This window comes from Desulfurellaceae bacterium (assembly GCA_021296095.1).
In the GTDB taxonomy this organism is placed as follows: Bacteria; Desulfobacterota; Binatia; order Bin18; family Bin18; genus JAAXHF01.
This window is the reverse complement of record JAGWBB010000027.1, coordinates 351-22,711: the sequence shown is the minus strand read 5'-3', so window position 1 is coordinate 22,711 and position 22,361 is coordinate 351. Positions and strand designations below refer to the sequence as shown.

Below are 22,361 nucleotides of genomic sequence, written 5' to 3'. Positions count from 1 at the left end.
GATGAGTTCTTCCCGATGAGGAAGTCATCCTCGTTCGCCTTTCGGCTCAGGAACCGCCAACAACCCGTCCGAGAGGCACACTTCGTCACGGACCACAACGGAACGACCCCGAACTTCCAGGCGGCCTTCGGCAAACAGCCGAATCGCATGCGGATAGATCCGGTGTTCCTGGGTCAGAATGCGCGCGCTCAGGCTGTCCTCCGTATCGTCAGGATACACCGGCACCGCAGCCTGGCAGATAATCGGGCCATGGTCCATCTCTTCATCCACAAAATGGACGGTGGCTCCGGCAATCCGGACTCCACGTTCGAGGGCCTGGCGCTGGGCGTGCAGCCCGGGAAAGGCCGGCAGAAGGCCGGGATGAATGTTCACGATGCGTTGAGGAAAAGCGCGAATGAAAAAGGGTGACAGCAATCGCATGAAACCGGCCAGCACGACCAGATTAACCCCCCGCTCGCGCAGGGTGCTTATCAGCGCAGCCTCAAACGCCCGACGTGACGGGTAGCCGCGATGCGGCAACACCGCGCTCGGTATGCCGTGCCGCTCGGCCCGGCTGAGGCCGTAGGCGTCGTGGCGGTTGCTCACCACCAGCCGAATCTCGGCCGGCAGCTGGCCGTCCGCAATCGCGTCGATAATCGCTTGCAGATTCGTGCCTCCACCTGAAATGAGCACGCCCAGCGGCAGAGGATTCTGTCCGGCCCGCATATCATTCTGCTCCACGCTAACGCACAACCGCCCGTGTCAGGGTAAAGACATCGACGGTCCGTGCTCCCCCCTGATACAGCGTCCGAGCGCACTCCTCAACCGTGGCACCCGAGGTATACACGTCGTCAACCAGCAGCAGGTGTTTGCCGCGCAGACCTTCCGGGTCGGACACGGCAAACGCGCCCCGCACATTGGCCCGGCGCCGGGGTTGGGTGAGCTGGGTCTGGGGCAGGGTCGGCCTGATGCGCTGGAGCACAAACGGCTCAACCCAAATCTTGTGTCGCTCGCCAATCGCCCGGGCCAGCAGGAGGGACTGGTTGAAACCCCGCCAGCGCAAACGGTCGATGTGCAGCGGAACGGGCAGAATCCAGTCATAGCCCCCGGCGGCCAGCCTGCAGTGCTCGGCCGCCAGCTCGGCCAAGGCCGCGCCATTATCCAGCCGGCGTTGATATTTACAGCGCTGAATCGCCGCACTGAGCGGCTGGATGCTTTTTCCCGGGCTGTCGTAATAGGCCCACGCCCGCGCCTGGCGAAAGGCGGGTTGGCGCCGAAAACAGCGGCTACACACGGGCAGCGAACCTGCGCCAAACGGCAGGCCGCAGCGTTGACAGAACGGCGCAATGATCGGCTCGACCGCCCTGGAACACGCCGGACAGAAAAACCGCCCGTCATCAAGCAGCACCTCACACCCGAGACAACGGTGGGGGTAGAGAAAGGAGACGGCCACACGCCTGATGGAGCGCACTATGTCGCGGGCTCTCATGCAGGGGCTTGTATACCGCCTGCGGCCGGACAAGCAAGGCTCGGACCCGCTCTCCCTCCCCGGCTGAACTCAGGCTGAGGGCTTGTTTTCGGGGCTGTGCTCAGGTATTGGTGGCGGCGAAAGTTTGGAGACACACCACAGGCTCACGGAAGGAGATCTGGTTATGGCGGCAGAAGCAACAGACAATACACAACGGGCAATCGCCCCCATGCTGCGCTTGCCGACCTCCCCCGATACAAAACCCTATCTGGTCGGCTACCGCTGCACCGCGTGCGGCGCCCACTTCATCGGGGCCGGTCGGGTGGGCTGTAGTAAATGTACGGCCACCGACCCGCTCAGCGAGGTCGCACTCAGCGACCACGGCACCCTGTATGTCTACTCCATCGTCCACCAGTCGGTCCCCGGCGTGCCGGTGCCGTATGTATCGGCCATTGTTGACCTGCCCGAGGGAGTCAGCGTGCGCTGCAATCTGGTCGATGTTGAGCCCGACCCGGCCAAGCTCCAGTTTGGCATGCCGGTTGAAATGGTGACCCGAAAAGTCCGCGAACGCAAAGAGAAAAATGCCCAGGGCGGAGAAGAAACTATTGATATCATTGCTTTTTTCTTCAAGCCCAGCCAGAATTGAACATCGGCTCGGATACGCCGAGCCACACACCCGACACCGCGCTGCAGAAAGGGAGGCACAATCATGAAAGACGTATACGTACTCGGCGTAGGAATGATTAAATTTGGTCGCTATCCGGACAAGGATGTTTCCCAGCTCGGTGCCGAAGCCGCTCTCGGCGCCCTCACAGATGCCGGCATGTCGATCAAGGATATCGAGATGTTCGTGTGCGGCAACCTGTTTCAGGCCAACGCCATGAACGGCCAGAAGATTCTGCAGCAGATCGGGCAGACCGGCATCCCCGTCTTTAACGTCTCCAACGCCTGCGCGACCGGTTCGACCGCCTTCCGCGAAGCCTATGTCGGCGTTGCCTCCGGCATGTACGATGTCACCATGGCGGTCGGCGTTGAGCAGATGGGCAAAATGGGCCTGCTCGGCGGCGGCGCACGGAGCGGCGGCGAGAGTGTCGAGGGCGTCCTGGGCAGTGGTCTGATGCCGGCGGTGTTTGGCCAGGCCGGGGTTGAACACATGCGCAAGTATGGCACCACGGCGGAACAGTTTGCCAAGATCTCGGTCAAAAATCACAAACACTCGGTCCATAACCCTCTGTCTCAGTACCAGGTTGAGGTGTCTCTGGGCGACGTGATGAAAGCCCGGATGGTCGCCTACCCGAACACCCTGTATATGTGCTGCCCGACCGGCGACGGGGCGGCCGCAACCATTCTGGTCTCTGAAGAAAAGCTCAAGCAGTTCACCACCAAGCCGATCAAGGTGGCGGCTTCGGTCCTGACGTCCGATCCGTATACCGACCGTGACCTGACCATGCCCGACGTCAACACCCTGACCCAAAATGCGGCCAAACAGGCCTATGAAAAATCCGGTCTCGGTCCCCAGGACCTTGATCTGGTCGAACTGCACGACTGCTTTGCCACGGCCGAGCTGCTGCACTATGAAAACCTCGGTCTGTGTGGCGAGGGGGAAGCCGGTCAGTTGATTGACCAGGGTGAGACCGCCCTGGGCGGCAAAATCCCGGTCAACGTCAGCGGCGGACTGCTGTCAAAAGGCCATCCGCTCGGCGCAACCGGAGTGGCCAATATCTATGAGCTGGTCAACCAGCTGCGCGGCAACGGCGGAGCGCGGCAGGTCGAAGGGGCCAAGGCCGGTCTGGCCCACGTCATTGGCCTGGGCTCGGCGTGTACGGTCCACATTCTCACCGCCTGATCTTCTCTCCCCGGTCCGCTTTTCCGGCAGGGGTTGGTTGTGTAACCAACCCCTGCTGCCTTTGTGCACATCCCACGCCGCAGGAGCACGACGCATGGAACTGCCTATTACAAAACGGCTCAGACAAGAGCTCGAAGAACTCTACCACGAGCTGAACGTGAAGATTCCAAAAGATCTCCAGGAGGCGGCCGCCCATGGTGATCTGAGTGAGAATGCCGAGTATGAGGCCGCCCGGGCGCGCCAGGACTTTGTCCGGGCGCGCATTGCTCAACATGAAGAGCGGATAAGCCAGTTGTCCCTGTACGACTTATCGAGCATTCCCAAAGATGTGGTCGCGTATGGGAGCCAAGTCAAACTCGAAGACATCGACAGCGGAGAGATTGTCGAGTACCGCATCGTCTTTCCAGAGGAAGTCGATCCTGCCAGCGGCAAGATCTCCCTCCACTCACCGATTGGCCAAGCGCTGCTGCATAAATCGGTTGACGACGAGGCCGAGGTGTTGACCCCTCAGGGCAAACGGATCTACGAAATCATCGAGCTGACTACCCTGCACGAGAGAAACAACGATCTGAACAGCTGAAGAGCGTCTATGAGAACGAATTTTGCGATCTGCGGCTCTTGCACAACCGCCGCAGATCGTCTAGTGTGCGGGCAGGGGTAAGAGGGAAAGTGGGCTGGTGCCCACTTTTTTTTTGGAGATGCAGTCTGGAGACCGAGACATTGTCCGGCAAGTCGAGCGCATCGCGGCCGAGGTGGTAGAAGCGACGGGCTGTGAAATCTGGGAGGTTGTCTTTCGATCAGAAGCCAGACAGTGGATACTCCGCATCACGCTTGATCGACAAGACGGCGTTCCGCTTGACGATTTGACGCAGATCCACCGGGAACTGAGCGACGTGCTCGACGCCCATGACCTCATACCCCGACGCTATACGCTTGAGGTGTCTTCGCCTGGCATTAACCGCCCGCTGCTCCGCCCGAGTCACTACACCCGCTATCTCGGCCAGCGAATTCGTCTCCAGACAACAAGCGTCAGGCACGGCCAGCGGACGTTTAGCGGTCCGCTGAGAGAAACGGATGAGCGTCAGGTCAGTATTGAGGACGGAGAGCTTGGCCTAGTGCATATTCCCTGGCAGGCGATAGCCAGAGCGCATGTCGATTATGAGTTTCCGGTCGGCGGCCAGAAGAAAAAACACGTGGGACGACGGAAAACGGCCCACTAGGGAGAACACGACTCATGCAGCCAGATCTCAATCGGGTGATCGAACAGGTCAGCAAAGAAAAAGGCATGGATCGTCAGGTCATCATTGAAGCCATTGAGAGCGCCATGCTGTCCGCCGCCAGACGCACCTTTGGTCAGAAACAGATCGAGGCCAAATTCAATCACGAGATCGGTGAGGTGGAACTGTTTGAAATCAAGACCGTGGTGCAGACCGTGACCGACCCGGAAACCGAGATCACGCTTGCCGACGCCCGGGCCAATATGGATCCCGAAGCCCAGGAGGGCGATGAGTTGCTCAGTAAGTTGCCGGCCACCTCGTTCGGCCGGATCGCCGCCCAGGTGGCCAAGCAAAGCGTGATTCAGAAGGTACGGGAAGCCGAGCGCGAGCTGATCTACAACGAATTTCGGGATCGCAAAGGCGAAATCTTCTCCGGCATCGTGCAGCGTATCGAGCGCAAGAACATTATCGTCAACCTCGGCCGTACCGACGCTGTCCTGCCCGAAAAAGAACAGATTCCCTGGGAACGGTATCGGCAGGGAGACCGCATTCGCGCCTTTGTGCTGGATGTCGAGATGTCCCATAAAGGTCCCCAGATTGTCCTGTCTCGCACCCATCCCGGTTTCCTGATCAAACTCTTTGAGCAGGAAGCGCCCGAGGTCTACGAAGGGATTATTGAAATCAAAGGGGCGGCCCGTGAGCCGGGCAGCCGGGCCAAGATTGCCGTCCATTCCACCGACCCGGATGTCGACCCGGTTGGTGCCTGCGTGGGCATGAAGGGCACCCGAGTCCAGGCCGTCGTGCAGGAACTCCGTGGCGAACGGGTCGATATCGTACCCTGGACACCCGATCCGGCCGAGTACGTCTGCCGAGCCATCTTGCCAGCCAAGGTGTCCAAGATTATTCTCGACGAAGATGACCACGCGATGGAAATCATCGTTCCCGACGATCAGCTGTCCTTGGCCATTGGCAAAAAAGGCCAGAACGTCCGTCTGGCTTCTCGTTTGACAGCCTGGCGGCTCGATGTCCGCTCAGAATCCGAGATCGAGCTGGAACGCACGCGCGCGCTGGAGTCGTTGACCGGCATGACGGGCATTGGCGATCTGACCGCAGAACTCTTATACCAACAGGGCTATAAATCGGCCGCCGACGTGGCTGAAGCCGATGAGGCCACCCTGGCCGAACTGGAGGGCATAGAAGCGGATAAGGCCCAAGCCATCCTCCAGGCCGCCCAGGACTATGTCGACGAGCAGGCCGCAGCAGAAGCCGACCCTCAGGAACCGGTCGACACGCCAGACGGGCCAGCGGGGCAGACGGGCAGCCCCCAGTCAGCCCTCGTGGGCCAAGCCGCCACCGGGGTAGACGGTGCACAGGCGGCATCGGAAGAAGTATGAAGCGGGCCAAGCCTCTACGTCGCTGTGTCGGCTGTGGGCAGCGTGAGCGGCAGGGACGCCTGTTCCGCTTTGCCCTGGGCCAAGACGGACTCTTGCAGCCCGGCCCCGGCCCCGGCCGAGGAGCCTATCTCCATCCGCGTCGCGCGTGTCTGGATGCCTTTAGGAAGGCCCGTGCAAGCTTTGTCCGCTCGCTCAAGACAACGGTTTCGCGAGAAGTCCGAGAACGCTACGCCAGCCTGATTGAGAACAGCCTGACACTGTGACCGGAGGGAATGCGGTTCTATGCCACGAAAGCGCGTCCACGAATTGGCCAAGGAATTGGGGCTGGAGACCCGTCAGCTCATCGCCAAGCTTGAGCTTGTGGGGGTACAGGGGAAAAAGCCCCAGAGCACGCTGACCGACGACGAGTTCGCCTTGGTCCGTGCCGGAGATGCTCCGCAGCCGACCCCAGACTTCGTGCTGGGAGAGGAAAAACTCGTCGCAGAACGCGTGGTGACCGAGGTTGACCAAAATGAGCATCTCGTGACTGCCCGGGAGGAAGTGCGTGAGAGCCGCATCAAGCCCAACGTCATCCGGCGTCGGACCAAACGGGTTGAGGTCCATGAGGAAGCGGCTCCACCCTCAGAGCCGGTCTTCACCGCCCCGTCTCTCAACGAGTCCTTCAGCGCACCGCCACCAATCGCTTTTGGTTCGCCCGACCCGGTTCCGCCGCCTCTTCCGCAACAACCTGCCGTCCTCCCTCCGGCGCCCCAGGAGCCAAGCGAAACGCCAGCCCTGATTCCGGCTTTACCCCAGGACACACCCGAGCCGCCCGTCCCGGCTGGCCTGGCGACCGAAGCCCGACACGCGTTGTCCACCGACGCTCCCAGCCTAGCGGAGCCCGTCTCGGAAGAGCCGCCGGCTGCCGTTCAGCCGCCCGTCGACGTGTCCGCCGCAGAGCCTCCGCCTGCCCAAGACCTGCCGGATGAAGACCTGCCGGCCGACATACCGGATGCAGGGGTAGCTATCGAGGTGCGGAAAGTGCCCCACCCCGAGGTCGCCCCCGGCCCCCCGGAACAAGCCGAGCCAGCCGAGCCGGGCCAAGTGACACCGCTTGCAGCCCGCTCCCCGGCCGACGACCCCTTGCCGCCCGAACCCGCTCCGTCGGCCGAGACAGGCACGCCGCCCCAGGCAGCAGGTCCAGCCGACGCTGGCCAGAAACAGCCGAGCGGCCTCCGCTCGGCCCGGGTCCTGGGCCGTATCGATCTCGGTAAGCTGCAAGAGGCCAAGCCCAGCCGTCCGGAGGTCAAGGTTTCTGCCCCCTCGTCCGCCCCCCAGCCGGTCGCCTTTCGTGAATCGCTACGGAACGGCGGTGATGGGCTGCCCGCCAGCCTGCCCAAAAAAGGCAAAAAGCGGAAAGTCATCCGCAAGCCCGAGTTTCAGAATGCTCCCGAGCACGACGTTCGCCAGGCCCGCGGCCCGGCCAAAAAGCGCCGCATCCAACCCGGCAAAGAGCAACGCCAGACCGAGATCACCGTTCCCAGAGCCAGTAAGCGCGTGATCCGCATTTCCGAGGTCATTACGGTCGGCGACTTATCCAAACAGATGGGTGTCAAGGCCGGGGAGGTCATTAAAAAGCTCATGGGCCTGGGTCTGATGGCAACCATCAACCAAGTCCTGGATATGGATACCGCGGCCCTGATCGCCGGTGAGTTCGAGCATACGATTGAGAACGTTGCCTTTAACGTCGATTCGGTCCTGGAAGACAGCCATGAGGCGCTTGAGGACGACGGCCAGCTCGCAGGCCGCCCGCCGGTCGTCACCATCATGGGTCATGTCGATCACGGCAAAACGTCTCTTCTCGATACGATCCGTCAGACCAATGTCACCGCCCACGAGCACGGTGGCATTACCCAGCATATCGGTGCCTACAGTGTCGAGGTGGACGGCCGTCGCCTGACCTTTCTGGACACGCCGGGCCACGAAGCCTTCACCGCCATGCGGGCGCGTGGGGCCGAGGTCACCGATATCGTGACCCTCATTGTTGCCGCCGACGACGGCGTGATGCCACAGACCGTCGAGGCGATTAACCATGCCAGGGCGGCGGACGTGCCGATCATTGTAGCGGTCAATAAAATCGACAAACCCGGCGCCGATCCGGATCGTGTCAAACGTGGACTGATGAATCATGGACTGCTGGCCGAGGATCTTGGCGGCGATATCATCATGGCGCCGGTGTCGGCCCTGACCGGGGAGGGCATTCCTGAACTGCTGGAGCTGATTCTGCTCCAAGCAGATATCATGGAGCTGCGTTCTCATCCCGACAAACTTGCCCGGGGCATCATCGTCGAGGCCAAACTCGACCGTGGCCGCGGCCCGGTTGCCACCGTCCTCGTCCAGGAGGGCGAACTCAAAATCGGCGACCCGTTCGTGTGCGGCATCCAGCACGGACGGGTTCGCGCCATGCTCGACAGCTGGGGCCACAAGGTCGAAAAAGCGTCGTCGTCCATGCCGGTCGAGATTCTGGGATTGACCGGGGTGCCGGCAGCCGGCGACTCTTTTGTCGTGCTCAACGATGAGGCCAAAGCGCGTCAAGTCACCGACCATCGGCGTTCCAAACGCCGCGAGACCGAGTTGGCCAAAAATACGACCCGCACCTCGCTCGAAGACTTTCACCAGCAGGTCCAGGCCGGCGCGGTGAAAGACATCCGGGTCATCATCAAGGGAGACGTACAAGGCTCGATCGAAGCCATCAGCGACGCCCTCAACCGTTTGTCTACCGACGAAGTCAAGGTCTCCATCCTGCACGCTTCGCCTGGCGGCATCACCGAGTCAGACGTTCTGCTGGCAACCGCCTCCAGGGGTGTCATCATCGGTTTCAACGTCCGCGCCGAGAGCAAAGCCGCCCAGATGGCCGAACGGGAAGGCATTGAGCTCCGGCTGTACAATGTCATCTACGAGCTAATTGAAGACATCCGCGCCGCCCTCGAAGGCTTGCTTGAACCGGTCTACGAGGAAAAACTGCTGGGTCAGGCTGAGGTTCGCCAGGTCTTCTCAATCTCTCGCCTGGGCATGATCGCCGGCTGCTATATCAATGAGGGCCGCGTCCAGCGTGGCGTCCAGGCCCGACTTCGGCGCGATAACAAAGTCATCTACGAGGGAAAAGTCGCTACCCTGAAGCGCTTCAAGGACGATGTCCGAGAGGTCGCGGCCGGAACCGAGTGTGGGGTCGGGCTCGAGAGCTGTAAAGACATTCAGCCCGGAGACGCCCTCGAGATTTACGAGCTTGAACAGGTGCTGCGCCGCCTCGAACCCAAACCGCGCCCCGAAGAGCAACAACGCGCCTGAGTCGGTGGTACGACGAGGTGGAGTGTGGTCGTTGGGGTCTTACAGCTGGCCGTGTATATCAATGGCAGCCACTCGCTCAAAGAGAAACGGGGGGTGCTGCGCCGGATCAAGAACCGGGTGCGCAACGAGTTCAACGTATCCATTGCCGAGTGTGGTGGACAGGACTTATGGCAAAAAGCCGTCCTCGGCATCTGCCAGGTCGGCACGGACCAGGCCTATATTGACGGGGGCCTGCGAGCCGTCGTGCGCTTTATCGAAAAACTTCACTTGGCCGAGGTCGGCGAGGAAGCCGTCGAGTTCCTGCATTACTAGTATGGCCTCTCGAAGATCCGAACGTGTCAGCGGTCTCCTGCTGGAGACGGTGGCCGCCATACTGCTCCGGGAAGTCAAAGACCCGCGGGTGAGAGGCGTCATCCTGACCGCCGCCTCTATCAGCCCGGACCTGGGTGACGCCAGGATTTTCTTCCGTACGCTCGGCTCTGCCGAGCGCCAGCCGAACCGGGCCGAGGTCGAAGCCGGCCTGAAAAGCGCCGGTCCGTACATCCGTCGCCAGATCGCCGGACGCCTGCAACTGCGCCGGATTCCCCAACTGCGTTTCGTGTACGACACGAGTATTGATCAGGCGAATCATATGGAGTCACTGTTGCAGCAGGCCCGGACCAAGGCCGCCGCTCCAACCCCCTCGGCATCTCAAGAGAACAAACCACCGTGTCCGAAGTAAATGGTCTGCTGCTGGTTGACAAGCCAGTCGGGATGACGTCCGCCGATGTCATCCGCCGCCTGAAAAAAGTCCTTGATAAGAAGACAAAAATCGGCCATCTGGGAACGCTTGATCCGTTTGCCAGCGGGGTGTTGCCGGTATGTATCGGTACCGGCACCAAAATCGCCCAGTTCCTGATGGCCGAAAACAAGGCGTATAGCGGAACCATTCGGCTCGGCGTGCAAACCGATACCCAGGACGTGACGGGCACCATCAGCCAGACGGCTCCAGTCCCCAGCTATAGCTCCGATGTCCTGCGCGAGCTTGAGCGACGCTTCTGCGGAGACATTGTCCAGACTCCGCCCATGTATTCGGCCATCAAGAAAAACGGCGTTCCGCTCTACAAGCTCGCCCGCCAGGGTCTCGTGGTCGAGCGCCAGCCCCGGCCGGCGGTGATTCATCGCCTCAGCCTCGAAGCCCAGGCCCCGGATACCCTCGGCTTCTCGGTCAGCTGCTCCAAGGGCACCTATGTGCGGACCCTGGCCGCCGACCTCGGCGCGGTCCTCGGCTGTGGGGCCTGTCTGCTGAGCCTGAGACGGACCACCTTTGGGCCGTTCGGACTTGATGACAGCCTGCCCCTGAATACGCTCCTGGAAGAGCCGGACTGGCTCAGGACCGGCCTGCTTTCCCTCTCTCGGGCCCTCGGCCACTACCGCGGGGTCGAGATTGCTCCGTCAGCGGTCCACCTGCTGCGCCACGGCCAACAAGCCCCCCTGTCTGAGCTGCCGCCGGCCTCGGCCCCAGACGAACTCATCCGGCTCGTCACCCCGGACGGAACCCTGGTCGCCCTGGCCCGACACCACCCCGAGCGATGGCGGCTGGCCCGGGTCTTGTGAGCTTTACAGTGTGAAAACAGCGTGTTAGAACCTGTACCAGCCATATTACGCCAGAAAAGGAGAGCGTATGAGCGTGCAGACCGCCGCCCAAAAACTTGAGACAATCGAAGAATACCGGACCCATGAGCAGGATACCGGTTCCCCGGAAGTCCAGATTGCGCTGTTGACCAAACGGATCAGCTATCTGACCGAGCATTTCAAAACCCACGCCAAAGATCACCACTCGCGTCGCGGCCTACTCCTGCTGGTTGGCCGGCGCCGGCGCTTGCTCGACTATCTGCGCGATATTGACCCACGGCGCTACCGAACGATCGTCACCCGCCTCGGGTTACGCCGCTAGACGACCTACACCCCGCTTCGCCGGGCCCTCCAGGCCTGTCACTACAAGGAGTCCCATGTATAAGAAGATAGAGATGGAATTTTACGGACGGCCGCTGTCGATTGAGACCGGTCGCTGGGCCAAACAGGCCAGCGGTGCGGCCGTGGTATCGTACGGCGAAACCGTTGTGCTGGTCACCGCTGTCGCGTCCACATCTGCGCGGGAAGGCATCGATTTTTTCCCCCTGACCGTCGATTATCAGGAGCGGACCTATGCGGCCGGCAAGATCCCGGGCGGCTTCATCAAACGCGAAGGGCGACCGTCCAACCATGAAATCCTGATCTCTCGGATGACGGACCGCGCCATCCGTCCGTTGTTCCCCAAGGGGTTCGGGTGTGAAACCCAGCTGGTCGCGTCTGTGTTGTCGGTTGATCGGGAAAACGACGCCGACAGCCTGTCCCTGATTGGCGCCTCGGCGGCCCTGCACGTCTCGGACATTCCGTTTCGGGGACCGATCGCCGGGGTGCGTATCGGCCGGCTGAACGGCACGCTGGTGGTCAACCCGACCCTCAGCCAGATCGAAGACAGCGATATCAATCTGTTTGTCGCGGCCGGACGGGATGCCATCATCATGGTCGAGGGTGGCGCCCGGGTCGTCCCCGAAGAGGAGATGCTCGAAGCCCTGTTCTTAGCCCAGGAAGCGGTCGCCCCGGTCCTTGATGAGCCGGCAAACCGAAACGCAGCTTTGAGACGCCGCCGCCCGATACCGGCCTGATTGACCGTGTCAATCAAGTGGCCACCCCCAAGCTGGAGCAGGCGCTGTTCGTCCCGGCCAAACATGAGCGCGCCGACGCGATTCAGGCGGCCGAAGGCGAGGTGGTGAGCGCCTTGGCAGACGAGTATCAAGGCCGCGAAAAGGACCTGGCCGGGGCATTTGAAGATCTGACCAGCACCCTACTGCGCACCGCAGTCGTTCAGGACAACCGCCGGGTGGACGGGCGGGGACTGGCCGATATCCGTCCCATTACCTGTGAGGTCGGCGTACTGCCGCGCACCCACGGCTCGGCCGTTTTCACCCGGGGTGAAACCCAGGCGCTGGTTGTCACGACCCTGGGCACGGCTTCGGATGAGCAACGGGTTGACAGCCTGACCGGCGAACACTCGAAACGCTTCATGCTGCACTACAACTTCCCGCCCTTCAGCGTGGGCGAGGCCCGACCCATGCGGAACCCCGGTCGGCGGGAGATTGGCCACGGCACCCTGGCCGAACGCGCCCTGTCGGCCGTCCAACCACCGGCGACCGAGTTTCCGTACACCGTGCGCATCGTGTCAGAAATCCTCGAGTCGAACGGTTCGTCGTCAATGGCCAGCGTGTGTGGCGGCACCCTGGCGCTGATGGACGCTGGCGTGCCCATCACGGCTCCGGTTGCCGGGATTGCCATGGGGCTGATCAAAGAGGGCGAAGAGGTGCGGATCCTGAGCGATATCCTGGGCGATGAAGACCACCTGGGTGATATGGACTTCAAAGTGACCGGCACGACCGAAGGCATTACCGCCCTGCAGATGGATATTAAAATCTCGGGGGTCACCCGCGAGATCATGCGCCAAGCCCTGTATCAGGCCCGGGAGGGCCGCCTGCATATCCTGAACGAGATGGTCCGCGCCCTCGAAGCGCCCCGGACAGTGGTGGCCGCCTCTGCCCCACGCATCCACCTGATCAAAGTCAACCCGGACAAAATCCGCGACATCATTGGCCCCGGCGGCAAGATGATTCGCTCAATTGTCGAGGAGACTGGGGCAAAGATCGACGTTGAAGACGACGGGACGGTGTGTATCGCCTCGCCCGATACCGAGTCCCTGGAAAAGGCCCTGTCCAAGATCGAGCGTATCACGGCCGAGGCCGTGATCGGCCAAGTCTATACCGGTCTGGTTAAGAAAGTCGTTGACTTTGGCGCCTTTGTGGAGATTTTGCCCGGCCGCGATGGCTTGGTGCATATTTCTCAACTCAGCGACGAGCGCGTGCGGCGGGTCACCGATGTAGTCCAGGAGGGCGATGAAATCCTGGTCAAAGTCCTGGAGGTTGACCGTCAGGGAAAAATCCGGCTCAGCCACAAAGACGCGCTTGACGAACAGCAACGGGCGGGTGGAAACAGCTAGATGGTCCACCGCACAGTTCTCGACAACGGGCTGCGCCTGGTCTCCCAGGAAGTCCCGAGCATGCCCACGGTCACCGTGGGTGTGTGGGTCGAGAGCGGCTCGCGCGATGAACCTCGCCACCAGAATGGTATCTCCCACTTTCTTGAGCACCTCTTCTTCAAAGGCACGGCCCGACGCACCGCCTCCCAGATAGCCCAGGAGATCGACGCGGTCGGCGGTACGCTCGACGCCTTCACCGGCAAAGAATATACCTGCTACTATACGCGCACCCTGAACGAACACCTGCCGCTGGCCCTCGATCTGCTGGCCGATATCCTCCTCCACTCAAGCTTCCCGGACGAAGAGATCGAACGCGAACGCTCGGTCATCGGCCAAGAGATGGCCCAGAGCGAAGACCAGCCGGATGAGCTGATCGGCGACCTGTTTCACCTCGACTTCTGGCCCGATCATCCCCTGAGCTGGCCGATCACCGGCACCCTGGAGTCGGTCTCACAGCTGCGACGCGAGGATCTCCTGGGCTATCGTCACGACCACTACTGCCCCCAGCGGATCGTCGTCAGCATGGCCGGCGGGGCTTCCCATACCATGCTGCTTGAAGCGCTGGGGCCGGTGCTGTCGAGCCTGACGGGAACGGCCCAGGCCCGACAGGACACTCCGCCAGTCGCCCGTCCCGGTGTTTCAATCCACCCCCGCGGACTCGAACAAACCCACCTCAGTCTGGGCGTGCCGTGTGTGTCGCAGACTGCCCCCGAGTGGTATGCGGCTCACCTGCTCAACAGTGTCCTGGGTGGCGGGATGAGTTCCCGCCTGTTTCAGGAAATTCGGGAGCAACACGGCCTGGTCTACGATGTCAGCTCGTTTCTGTTCTCAGCCCGGGACGCGGGCTATCTGGGCATCTATCTGTCGACCAGCCCCGCCTCGGTACCTGAGGCCATGCACCTGACCTGTCGCAGCCTGGCCGAAATCGCCCGGTCTGGCATTTCCGCCAGCGAGCTGCAGCGCGCCAAAAGTCAGACCAAAGGCAGCCTCCTGCTTGAACTTGAAACGAGTGAAGCCTGGATGCATCGGCTGGCGCGGTGTGAAATGTGTTTTCAGCGCGACGTGCCAATTGCCGAGGTCTTGACAGACATTGAACGCGTCAGTCTTGAGGATGTCCAGGCGGTGGCGGCCGCGTGTTTTCGGCCCGACAGGCTGACCCTGACCGTGTTGGGCGAGCCGCCTTCAATGAGCGACTCCCAGGCCCTGATCGCCCTCTGATGCGGCAGGTCTCCGATGAACAAGACCGTGCGTGTCCCCATCACCCGGCTGCGCCGTCAGCCCGACCCCCTGCCTCTGCCCCGCTATATGACGGCGGGCGCCGCAGGCATGGACATCTATGCCGACCTGCCGGCCGAACTCAGCCTCGGTCCGCTGGAGCGCTCCCTGATCCCGACCGGTTTTGCGCTGGCCCTGCCAGACGGCTATGAAGCGCAAATCCGGCCACGCAGCGGTCTGGCCCTGCGCAGCGGTCTGACGGTCCTGAACAGTCCCGGCACAATTGACGCCGACTATCGCGACGAGGTCAAGATCCTGGTCATTAACCTGGGCCGGCAGCCGGTTCGCATCAAGCGCGGGGAGCGCATCGCCCAGCTCGTTGTCGCGCCGGTGGCGCGGGTCGACTGGCACGAGGTTGAAGCGCTGGCCGCCAGCAGCCGAGGCGGCGGCTTTGGCCACACCGACCGCTAACGCGTTCACCCCCCGACATGCACCAGCTTCACATCACGGTTCAGGGCCGGATGCAGGGCGTGTTTTTCCGGGCTGCAACACACAGGCTGGCACGCCGACTGGGCCTCACCGGCTGGGTCTGCAACTGTCCTGACGGCAGCGTTGAAGTGCTGGCAGAGGGTCGCCGGGACACGCTGGAGCAGCTACTCGACTGGTGCTGGCGTGGGCCTTCGGGGGCGCGTGTCACCGACGTCAGGGCAACGTGGCGGGAGGCGAGCGGGCGGTGGGTCGATTTCGTGATTAGCCATGACACGCCTCATTCGTAAGCCTGTTGCCTGTAGCTGCCATGAGGAGGCATAATCTGGACACTGCGATACTTAAGGAGGCGAGCTATGGGACGACTCGACGGAAAAGTGGTGTTCATTACCGGTGCGGGTTCGGGCATTGCCCGGGCGGCCTCGCAGATTTTTACCCGGGAAGGAGCCAAGGTAATGATTGCCGAGTTACGACCCGAACTGGGCCAGGCGGCCGAAAAGCTGGTCCGCGAGGGGGGCGGTGAGGCAACCTTTGTGGAAACCGATGTCACCAAGGAAGACAGCGTGAAAAACGCGATTGACACCACGCTTGAGGTGTACGGCAAGCTCGACGTGTTGTACAACAGCGCCGGCGGCTCAATTGTCGAAGACGGCAAGGTCACCGAGGTCGATATGTCGGTCTGGAACCACACTATCTCGCTCGACCTGCTCGGCACCTTTCTGTGCTGTCGCCACGGCATTCCCAAACTGATTGAAAACGGCGGCGGCTCGATCATCAACATGTCGTCGGTTGTCGCCCTGCGCGGCTCGTTCCCAATCCACGTCTATACCTCGGCCAAGGGCGCCATCCTGTCCTTCACCCAGGTCCTGGCCGGCACCTATGCCAGAAACAACATCCGCGCCAACGCGATCTGCCCCGGGGTGATTATGACCGACCGGGTCAAGCAACGCTTTGGCGAGAGCCTGGATATCCCCGCCCCCAACGCTCAGGCGGCTGCTATCAACCTCAAAGCCCAAATAGAAAAGTATCCCTTCTCAGTCGGCGAGCCGGAAGACATCGCCCGCATTGCCCTGTTCCTGGCCTCGGACGAGTCGCGCATGGTCAATGGCGTGGCAATTCCCGGCGACGGCGGTTTGTCAGCCTACTGAGCGCCTTCCTCAGACAGCGGAGTCTCGCATGCAAAAAGAACCGTTTACGATTGCTGTTGCCGAGCAGACCCTGACCGACCTGCGTACACGCCTGAGCCGGGTGCGCTGGCCGCACGATTTCAACAATGCCGATTGGGCCTACGGCACGAACAAAGCTTATCTGATGGAGCTGGTCGAGTACTGGCTGGACGGCTACGACTGGCGCGCCACCGAGCGCGAGATCAACGCCTTTGCCAACTACACGACCACCATCGAGGACGTTCCCATCCACTTTATTCATGAGCCGGGCAAAGGTCCCAAGCCCATACCGCTGATCCTGACCCACGGCTGGCCGTGGACCTTCTGGGATCTCAAACACATCATCCGGCCGCTGTCCGACCCGGCCGCGTTTGGCGGCGATCCCCAGGACGCCTTTGATGTAGTCGTCCCGTCGCTGCCCGGCTTTGGGTTTTCCTCGCCCCTGACCACCCCGGGCATCAACTTTGTCCGCACCGCCGATCTGTGGCTGAGACTGATGCAGGAGGTGCTGGGATATGAGAAATTCGGCGCCCAGGGCGGTGACTGGGGAGCGCTGGTAACCATGCAGCTGGGTCACAAACACGCCCAACACCTGATCGGCACGCATATCAACCTAGCGATTCCGCTGGGATTTTTTGCCGGCGAACAGATTGATCCCAAGGACTACGGGCCGGACGAGGAGGGCTGGTATGAGCGCATGCAAACCCGCATGCAGGGCGCAACCAGCCATGTCGTGGTGCAAACCACCGACCCGCAAACCCTGGCCTATGGCATGCACGACTCGCCGGTCGCGCTGTGCGCCTGGATTCTGGAACGGCGACGGAACTGGAGTGACTGCGGAGGCGAGGTCGAGCGGCGGTTTTCAAAAGACGACCTGCTGAACACGATGATGATCTACTGGGTGACCGAAACCTTTGTCACCTCGGTGCGCTACTACTACGAGGCCAAACACCGCCTGTGGAGCCCGTCACACGACCGTAGCCCGGTGGTCGAGTCGCCGACCGGCATCGCCGTTTTTCCCCAGGAACTGGCGCTCATGCCGCGTCGCTGGGCCGAGCGCTATTACAACCTCAGGCACTGGTCGCTGATGACCGCCGGCGGACACTTTGCCCACGCCGAAGAGCCGCAGCAACTCGTCGAGGATATCCGCACCTTCTTCCGGGCCTTGCGCTAGCAACGGAGCGGGGGCGAGCCCGCCCCCGCCCGTCTCCTATACGTTCAGGCTGTAAATGCGGGCGACATTCCCGCCCACCACCTTCTGGATGTCCTCCTCGGGCATATCCCTGAAGGCCTCGTCGATGAACTCACGCGAGTGCGGCCAGGTCGAGTCGGTGTGAGGATAATCCGACGACCACATGATGCGTTCGGCGCCAAACAGCTGACGGGTGAAATCGGCCGTGGCCTGCTCGAACTGAAAGGTGCCAACCACGTTGCGCTTCATGTACTCGCTGGGCAGCATGGACAGATTCACCCCCTCGAAATGCCGGAAGCGGTCATAGGCGTGGTCGAGCCGGTACAGAAAGTGCGGAATCCAGGACACGTCATTCTCGGCCGAGACGATCTGAAGTTTGGGGAAGCGTTCAAACACTCCACCAAATATCATGATTGACAGGGTGCGCTGAATCTCAGCCGGCAGAGACATATACGAGGTCAGGAATTTGTTGAAGTTGATCCCGGTTCCTCCCCGTCCGGTCAGAATGTGGAGCGACAGGGGCATATTCAGGTCCTGGGAGGCAGCCCAGAACGGATCGTAGTCGGGGTGGCCATAGGGCCGTTCATCCGGTGGCGAGGCCCAGATCATCGCTCCCCGCAGGCCCTTGTCGGCACACCGTTTGAGCTCGGCCACGCCGGCGTCGACATCTTCGAGCGTCACCAGCCCGACGCCGACCAGCCGGTCGGTATTATAGCTGCAATACTCGGCCACGAAGTCGTTATAGGCCCGAAAGCAGGCGGCCCGCAGGCCGGCGTCGTCCAGGCCGTACAGCATCATGCCAAACGTGGTGTACAGCACCTCGGCCGCCACCCCATCCCGGTCCTGTTCCTTGAGGCGTTCGGCCGGATCCCACACACTGGCCGGTGCGGCGGCAAAGCCCTTTTTGTTATGGTTGGGCAGCTCTTCGGCCGTGACCCCGGCGCCGAAGGCCCCAGCCATGGGAATCGGGGTGATATTCTCACAGGTGAAGAACTCGCCCTCTTTACCCTCGTGGCCGTGAATCGAGTGCGGAGCCCGGTCCCGATACTGCTTATCGATCCGTTCGGCCCACATGTCGGGCGGCTCGCACATGTGCGAGTCAGCGGAAATGAGCGTATAGTGTGCCATACAACCCTCCTCTTATGGATGACGGTAGAATCTCCAGACCCTGGATCATACTGCGGCCCAGCCCTGCTCAACAAGACTTGGCGTCAAGGCTGCTCAGCCGTCTGGGCTCTCGTCCGGCCAGATCTTGCCCGGGTTCAGGATGTGTTTGGGATCAAACACCTGCTTGATGTGCTTCATCAGCTCGAGGCTGGAGCCGTGCTCTTGGGCAACATACTTCTGACTGCCCAACCCGATGCCGTGCTCACCCGAGGCCGTCCCGCCGACCGACAACACAAACCCGACCATCTCATCCTTGGCCCGCTGGGCCGCCGCCCAGCGCTGCGTATCGGTCGGATCCTCGCGCAGCAGGGCGTGGAGAATACCGAGCCCGGCGTGGCCAAAGGTGTGCAGCACAACCCCGTGGCGCTCGGCAATCGCATAGCTGTGCTCAACCACCTCGGGCAGACGCGACAGAGGAAAACCCATATCGGTGCGGATCGTTTTGCCCTCGGGTTTCAGCGCCTGAATCGCCCGGGTAGTGAAATGCCGCACGTCCCACGGATTCTGTCCGTCGGGCAGGACGATCACCCGCCCGGCCTGCTCTTCGCACACGGTTTGGGCGGTCTCAAAGACCCCGTCAACCGAGTCTGGAGTACCGTGGACCTCAAGAAACAGCGACGGCTGCTCCTCCAAGCCAAACCCTCGGTAACGGTTGAGGGCAACGAGAGAACGCCGATCAAGAAATTCGACCGCAGCCAGATCCACGCCATAGCGCATCATCGTCGCAATAGCCGTCGCCGCAGCCTTTTCGGTCGGAAACGTCAGGGCGCCCTGTTTGCGACCCTGGGGCAGGCCGGCCAGGGACAGCGTCAGCTGGGTGGCAATCGCCAGCGTGCCTTCCGAACCAACCACCAAGCCCAGCAGATGATAGCCGGAGGAGGTTTTGCGACTCCGGGTGCCGAGTTCCAGGACTTGTCCGGTCCCGGTGACAACCGTGGCAGCCTTCACATGCTCGCGCGTGCCACCGTATTTGACCGAATAGATGCCGCTGGCATTATTGGCGACCATCCCGCCAATCGTCGCCACATCCGAGCTGCCACCGGGCGACGGCGGGAAAAACAGGCCCCACGGTTTGAGCTGCTCATTCAGCGTGTTATACACAATGCCGGGCTGGACGCTGACCTGCAGATCCTCCTGATGTACCTCGACAACCGCGTCCATGCGGGACAGGTCCAACACAATCCCGCCCCGGACCGGAATCGGATTGCCCTCCAGACTCGACCCCGCCCCGCGGGCGGTAACCGGTACTCCGTGGGTCCAGGCATAGCCGACCACACGGCTGACCTCGTCGGTAGACAGCGGCCAGACAACCACCTCGGGGCTGACCGGCTGGCACGCCGATTCATCCCGAGCCGCCAGATCCAGATCTGCGGCTCGGGTTGAGACGCGATCTGCGGGCAGCAAGGCTGTCAGCTGTTTGGCCACCGCCATGAAAACCCCCTAGCTCCTCAGCATCACGGCCTGGTCACTATTGGTGCGTTTCGGCCGCACGTTACGGGCCAGGACCTTCTTGCGCAAACGAATGGACTGGGGTGTCACTTCAACCAGCTCATCATCGGCGATCCACTCAAGCGCATCTTCCAGGCCCATTTCCCGGTGGGGGGTCAGTCGGACTGCCTCATCGTGGCCGGCCGCCCGCATATTGGTCAGCTTTTTTTCACGGCAGGCGTTCACATCCAGATCGCTCTGGCGCGAATATTCCCCGATCACCATGCCTTCATATACCCGCGTGCCAGCCGGCACGAACAGCATGCCCCGTTCCTGCAAATGAAACAATGCATACGGAGCCGCCACTCCTTGCCGGTCGGCCACCAGGGCTCCATTCACCCGACCGTGCAGGGCTCCCTGCCATGGAGCATAGCCATTAAACAAGAGGTGCATAATACCTGTTCCCCGCGTATCAGTCAGAAAATGGGACCGAAAACCGATCAAGCCTCGGGAGGGAACCGAAAACTCCAAGCGCACCCGTCCAGAGCCGGTATGTTCCATTTGAGTCAGCGTTCCGCGCCGAACCGACAGGAGTTGCGAGACCACACCAATGTAGTCTTCAGGGATATCAACAACGAGCAGTTCGGTCGGCTCGTGACGCTGGCCGTTGATCTCTTTGACCACAACGGTTGGTCGGGACACTTCCAGCTCGTAGCCCTCGCGGCGCATCGTCTCAATAAAGATCGCCAGCTGCAGTTCACCCCGGCCTATGACTCGAAAGGTATCGGGCGAATCGGTCTCTGTTATGCGCAGACTCACATTTTTACGCAGTTCCACCCACAGCCGCTCTCGTAATTTCCGCGAGGTGACATACTGGCCTTCGCGGCCCGCCCAGGGCGCTTTGTTGACACCAAACAGCATAGCAATCGTTGGCTCGTCGACGCGTAGCGCGGGCAGGGGCTTGGGCGTTTCTCGGTCGGTAATCGTCTCGCCAATATCGATTTCTTCAATGCCGGCGATCGCAACGATATCGCCGGCGTGGGCTTGGGCAACTGCAACCCGCGTCACGCCTTGCCAGCTGTATATTTGGCTGAGTTTGCACGGGAGCTGCGAGCCATCAAGCCGACACAGGGTATACCAACTCGCAGTCCGCATGCTGCCGCCAACAATCCGGCCAATCGCCAGGCGTCCCACGTAGTCATGGTAGTCAAGATTGTTGACCTGAAACTGCACCGTTGCCAGGTGGTCGCTGAGCGGACCCGGCAGGGCCGAGATAATGAGAGCAAATAAGGGCTGCAGGTCTCCCGAGGTAACAGCTTGTCCGGCTTCGACAGCATTCAAGGTCGCAATCCCAGCCCGGGCATTGGTATAGACAACGGGAAAATCCAGCTGCTCGTCGTTTGCGTCCAGGTCGATGAACAGGTCGTAGATTTCGGCCAGGACCTCAGCAGTACGCGCGTCCGGTCGATCGATCTTGTTGATGCACACAATCGACGGCAGGCCTGCTTCGAGCGCCTTTTTTAAGACAAAACGGGTCTGCGGTAAGGGACCTTCAGAGGCATCAACCAGCAGCATGACTCCATCGACCATGGCCAACGAGCGTTCCACCTCGCCACCGAAATCGGCGTGGCCGGGTGTATCCACAAAATTGATTTTCATGCCCTGATACTCCAGAGCCGCATTTTTGGCCAGAATGGTGATGCCCCGCTCCCGCTCCAGCTCATGGGAGTCCATGATCCGGTCGACCATCTGATCCTGAGTTCGGCACACACCGCTCTGCCTCAGTAAGGCATCAATCAGGGTTGTTTTCCCATGGTCAACATGAGCAATAATGGCAACGTTTCGGATATCGTCGCGTCGGGGTATGGTGTCCCGCACCGGGCAATCCTCCTGAGATATCAATCTACACGCTTCGCAAGTGCCCAGGACACGGGCAATGGACCTGCGGTCTTTGGCTTTTGATACGCAGCCGGACGAGCATAGCATGCAGGAGACGAAAGCCATATGCCTACAGGCGAATCCAAGCCCGCTCAGCCCCAGAGTCTCCGCTCGATGATTGCACGAGCTGGCGATAAAGAGCACAATGGCGTGCAGTCTCAAGACAGGCCCGCACTGTTTCCCATTGCCTCATGCTGACAGCGATTTTCTTTGATTTTGACGGAACGCTGGCCGATGACGGCGACTCCATTCAGGAAGCGCTCGATCACGCTTGCGCGATCATACGCCGGCGATGGCCCGACATTCCCACCCCAGACCTCATCCAGACCTACCGCCAGGCCTCAGAAACGGCCTGGGGCGACTATGATCGCTACCTGCGCCACCTGTCCTCGCCCGAGGCCATGCTCATGGCCGTGTGGCAAGAAGC

At 61.4% G+C, this 22,361-nt stretch carries 24 protein-coding genes; 19 read left to right on the top strand and 5 right to left on the bottom strand.

Going from position 1 to position 22,361, the window contains the following annotated elements; all coding sequences use genetic code 11:
* Positions 1–24: 24 nt before the first annotated feature.
* Together J4F42_08470 and J4F42_08465 are read right to left on the bottom strand one after the other, a co-directional pair.
* Entirely contained in the window at positions 25–705 is a 681-nt protein-coding gene (locus tag J4F42_08470) for a phosphoribosylglycinamide formyltransferase (GenBank protein ID MCE2485531.1), read from the bottom strand.
* A gap of 16 nt (positions 706–721) precedes the next feature.
* Entirely contained in the window at positions 722–1,432 is a 711-nt protein-coding gene (locus tag J4F42_08465) for a ComF family protein (protein MCE2485530.1), read from the bottom strand.
* Between the two features lie 199 nt (positions 1,433–1,631).
* On the opposite strand from J4F42_08465, the gene J4F42_08460 reads away from it, so the two are divergent.
* The 18 genes from J4F42_08460 to J4F42_08375 all read left to right on the top strand — a co-directional run bounded on the left by J4F42_08460 (position 1,632) and on the right by J4F42_08375 (position 17,383).
* Complete coding sequence (locus J4F42_08460; protein ID MCE2485529.1) at positions 1,632–2,093, top strand: OB-fold domain-containing protein; 462 nt, start codon at positions 1,632–1,634, stop codon at positions 2,091–2,093.
* 63 nt (positions 2,094–2,156) lie between these two features.
* A complete protein-coding gene (locus J4F42_08455) occupies positions 2,157–3,293 on the top strand; it encodes a thiolase family protein (GenBank protein ID MCE2485528.1) in 1,137 nt (378 codons plus the stop codon).
* A 94-nt stretch (positions 3,294–3,387) separates the two neighbouring features.
* Entirely contained in the window at positions 3,388–3,873 is a 486-nt protein-coding gene (locus J4F42_08450; GenBank protein MCE2485527.1) for a transcription elongation factor GreA, read from the top strand.
* A gap of 97 nt (positions 3,874–3,970) precedes the next feature.
* Entirely contained in the window at positions 3,971–4,513 is a 543-nt protein-coding gene (locus tag J4F42_08445) for a ribosome maturation factor RimP (GenBank protein ID MCE2485526.1), read from the top strand.
* 14 nt (positions 4,514–4,527) lie between these two features.
* Positions 4,528–5,904: a transcription termination/antitermination protein NusA gene (gene nusA / locus J4F42_08440; protein MCE2485525.1), complete on the top strand. Its 1,377-nt coding sequence runs from the start codon at positions 4,528–4,530 to the stop codon at positions 5,902–5,904.
* Entirely contained in the window at positions 5,901–6,167 is a 267-nt protein-coding gene (locus J4F42_08435) for a YlxR family protein (protein ID MCE2485524.1), read from the top strand. The genes nusA and J4F42_08435 overlap by 4 nt, the downstream gene beginning before the upstream one ends.
* Before the next feature lie 19 nt (positions 6,168–6,186).
* Positions 6,187–9,231, top strand: a complete 3,045-nt coding sequence (infB, locus tag J4F42_08430) for a translation initiation factor IF-2 (protein ID MCE2485523.1) — start codon at positions 6,187–6,189, stop codon at positions 9,229–9,231.
* Positions 9,232–9,255: 24 nt separating this feature from the next.
* Positions 9,256–9,543 carry a DUF503 domain-containing protein gene (locus J4F42_08425; protein MCE2485522.1) on the top strand — a complete coding sequence of 96 codons (288 nt, stop codon included), beginning with the start codon at positions 9,256–9,258 and terminating at the stop codon, positions 9,541–9,543.
* Position 9,544: 1 nt separating this feature from the next.
* The gene (gene rbfA / locus J4F42_08420) at positions 9,545–9,952 is read left to right on the top strand and encodes a 30S ribosome-binding factor RbfA (protein ID MCE2485521.1); all 408 of its coding nucleotides are present in this window, start codon (positions 9,545–9,547) and stop codon (positions 9,950–9,952) included.
* The gene (gene truB / locus J4F42_08415; GenBank protein MCE2485520.1) at positions 9,940–10,827 is read left to right on the top strand and encodes a tRNA pseudouridine(55) synthase TruB; all 888 of its coding nucleotides are present in this window, start codon (positions 9,940–9,942) and stop codon (positions 10,825–10,827) included. The genes rbfA and truB overlap by 13 nt, the downstream gene beginning before the upstream one ends.
* A gap of 67 nt (positions 10,828–10,894) precedes the next feature.
* A complete protein-coding gene (gene rpsO / locus J4F42_08410; GenBank protein MCE2485519.1) occupies positions 10,895–11,167 on the top strand; it encodes a 30S ribosomal protein S15 in 273 nt (90 codons plus the stop codon).
* A 73-nt stretch (positions 11,168–11,240) separates the two neighbouring features.
* On the top strand, positions 11,241–11,921 hold the full coding sequence (locus J4F42_08405) for a hypothetical protein (GenBank protein MCE2485518.1): 681 nt from the start codon (positions 11,241–11,243) through the stop codon (positions 11,919–11,921).
* Positions 11,918–13,303 (top strand): polyribonucleotide nucleotidyltransferase, encoded by a 1,386-nt coding sequence (gene pnp / locus J4F42_08400; protein MCE2485517.1) that lies wholly within the window; start codon positions 11,918–11,920, stop codon positions 13,301–13,303. Before J4F42_08405 ends, pnp begins: the two co-directional genes overlap by 4 nt.
* Positions 13,304–14,560: an insulinase family protein gene (locus tag J4F42_08395; protein ID MCE2485516.1), complete on the top strand. Its 1,257-nt coding sequence runs from the start codon at positions 13,304–13,306 to the stop codon at positions 14,558–14,560.
* A gap of 15 nt (positions 14,561–14,575) precedes the next feature.
* Positions 14,576–15,028: a dUTP diphosphatase gene (gene dut, locus J4F42_08390; GenBank protein MCE2485515.1), complete on the top strand. Its 453-nt coding sequence runs from the start codon at positions 14,576–14,578 to the stop codon at positions 15,026–15,028.
* A gap of 17 nt (positions 15,029–15,045) precedes the next feature.
* Positions 15,046–15,333 carry an acylphosphatase gene (locus tag J4F42_08385; GenBank protein MCE2485514.1) on the top strand — a complete coding sequence of 96 codons (288 nt, stop codon included), beginning with the start codon at positions 15,046–15,048 and terminating at the stop codon, positions 15,331–15,333.
* 66 nt (positions 15,334–15,399) lie between these two features.
* Entirely contained in the window at positions 15,400–16,191 is a 792-nt protein-coding gene (locus tag J4F42_08380) for an SDR family oxidoreductase (protein MCE2485513.1), read from the top strand.
* A gap of 28 nt (positions 16,192–16,219) precedes the next feature.
* Entirely contained in the window at positions 16,220–17,383 is a 1,164-nt protein-coding gene (locus J4F42_08375) for an epoxide hydrolase (GenBank protein ID MCE2485512.1), read from the top strand.
* A gap of 36 nt (positions 17,384–17,419) precedes the next feature.
* Here the strand turns inward: J4F42_08375 and J4F42_08370 are convergent, their stop codons facing one another.
* From J4F42_08370 to typA, 3 genes are all read right to left on the bottom strand, one after another.
* On the bottom strand, positions 17,420–18,529 hold the full coding sequence (locus tag J4F42_08370) for an amidohydrolase (GenBank protein ID MCE2485511.1): 1,110 nt from the start codon (positions 18,527–18,529) through the stop codon (positions 17,420–17,422).
* Positions 18,530–18,622: 93 nt separating this feature from the next.
* On the bottom strand, positions 18,623–19,999 hold the full coding sequence (locus J4F42_08365) for an FAD-binding oxidoreductase (GenBank protein MCE2485510.1): 1,377 nt from the start codon (positions 19,997–19,999) through the stop codon (positions 18,623–18,625).
* Between the two features lie 9 nt (positions 20,000–20,008).
* Positions 20,009–21,982, bottom strand: a complete 1,974-nt coding sequence (typA, locus tag J4F42_08360) for a translational GTPase TypA (protein ID MCE2485509.1) — start codon at positions 21,980–21,982, stop codon at positions 20,009–20,011.
* 143 nt (positions 21,983–22,125) lie between these two features.
* On the opposite strand from typA, the gene J4F42_08355 reads away from it, so the two are divergent.
* Positions 22,126–22,361: hypothetical protein (locus J4F42_08355; protein ID MCE2485508.1), on the top strand; the 236-nt coding region annotated here is incomplete at its 3' end.

Coding starts and splice junctions, on each gene's coding strand:
- J4F42_08450 (MCE2485527.1), top strand. CDS start 3,388: ATGGAACTGCCTATTACAAAACGGCTCAGACAAGAGCTCGAAGAACTC.
- J4F42_08395 (MCE2485516.1), top strand. CDS start 13,304: ATGGTCCACCGCACAGTTCTCGACAACGGGCTGCGCCTGGTCTCCCAG.
- J4F42_08380 (MCE2485513.1), top strand. CDS start 15,400: ATGGGACGACTCGACGGAAAAGTGGTGTTCATTACCGGTGCGGGTTCG.
- nusA (MCE2485525.1), top strand. CDS start 4,528: ATGCAGCCAGATCTCAATCGGGTGATCGAACAGGTCAGCAAAGAAAAA.
- J4F42_08375 (MCE2485512.1), top strand. CDS start 16,220: ATGCAAAAAGAACCGTTTACGATTGCTGTTGCCGAGCAGACCCTGACC.
- J4F42_08385 (MCE2485514.1), top strand. CDS start 15,046: ATGCACCAGCTTCACATCACGGTTCAGGGCCGGATGCAGGGCGTGTTT.
- rbfA (MCE2485521.1), top strand. CDS start 9,545: ATGGCCTCTCGAAGATCCGAACGTGTCAGCGGTCTCCTGCTGGAGACG.
- typA (MCE2485509.1), bottom strand. CDS start 21,982: ATGCTATGCTCGTCCGGCTGCGTATCAAAAGCCAAAGACCGCAGGTCC.
- J4F42_08460 (MCE2485529.1), top strand. CDS start 1,632: ATGGCGGCAGAAGCAACAGACAATACACAACGGGCAATCGCCCCCATG.
- J4F42_08435 (MCE2485524.1), top strand. CDS start 5,901: ATGAAGCGGGCCAAGCCTCTACGTCGCTGTGTCGGCTGTGGGCAGCGT.
- dut (MCE2485515.1), top strand. CDS start 14,576: ATGAACAAGACCGTGCGTGTCCCCATCACCCGGCTGCGCCGTCAGCCC.
- J4F42_08370 (MCE2485511.1), bottom strand. CDS start 18,529: ATGGCACACTATACGCTCATTTCCGCTGACTCGCACATGTGCGAGCCG.
- J4F42_08470 (MCE2485531.1), bottom strand. CDS start 705: ATGCGGGCCGGACAGAATCCTCTGCCGCTGGGCGTGCTCATTTCAGGT.
- J4F42_08455 (MCE2485528.1), top strand. CDS start 2,157: ATGAAAGACGTATACGTACTCGGCGTAGGAATGATTAAATTTGGTCGC.
- rpsO (MCE2485519.1), top strand. CDS start 10,895: ATGAGCGTGCAGACCGCCGCCCAAAAACTTGAGACAATCGAAGAATAC.
- J4F42_08365 (MCE2485510.1), bottom strand. CDS start 19,999: ATGGCGGTGGCCAAACAGCTGACAGCCTTGCTGCCCGCAGATCGCGTC.
- J4F42_08405 (MCE2485518.1), top strand. CDS start 11,241: ATGGAATTTTACGGACGGCCGCTGTCGATTGAGACCGGTCGCTGGGCC.
- infB (MCE2485523.1), top strand. CDS start 6,187: ATGCCACGAAAGCGCGTCCACGAATTGGCCAAGGAATTGGGGCTGGAG.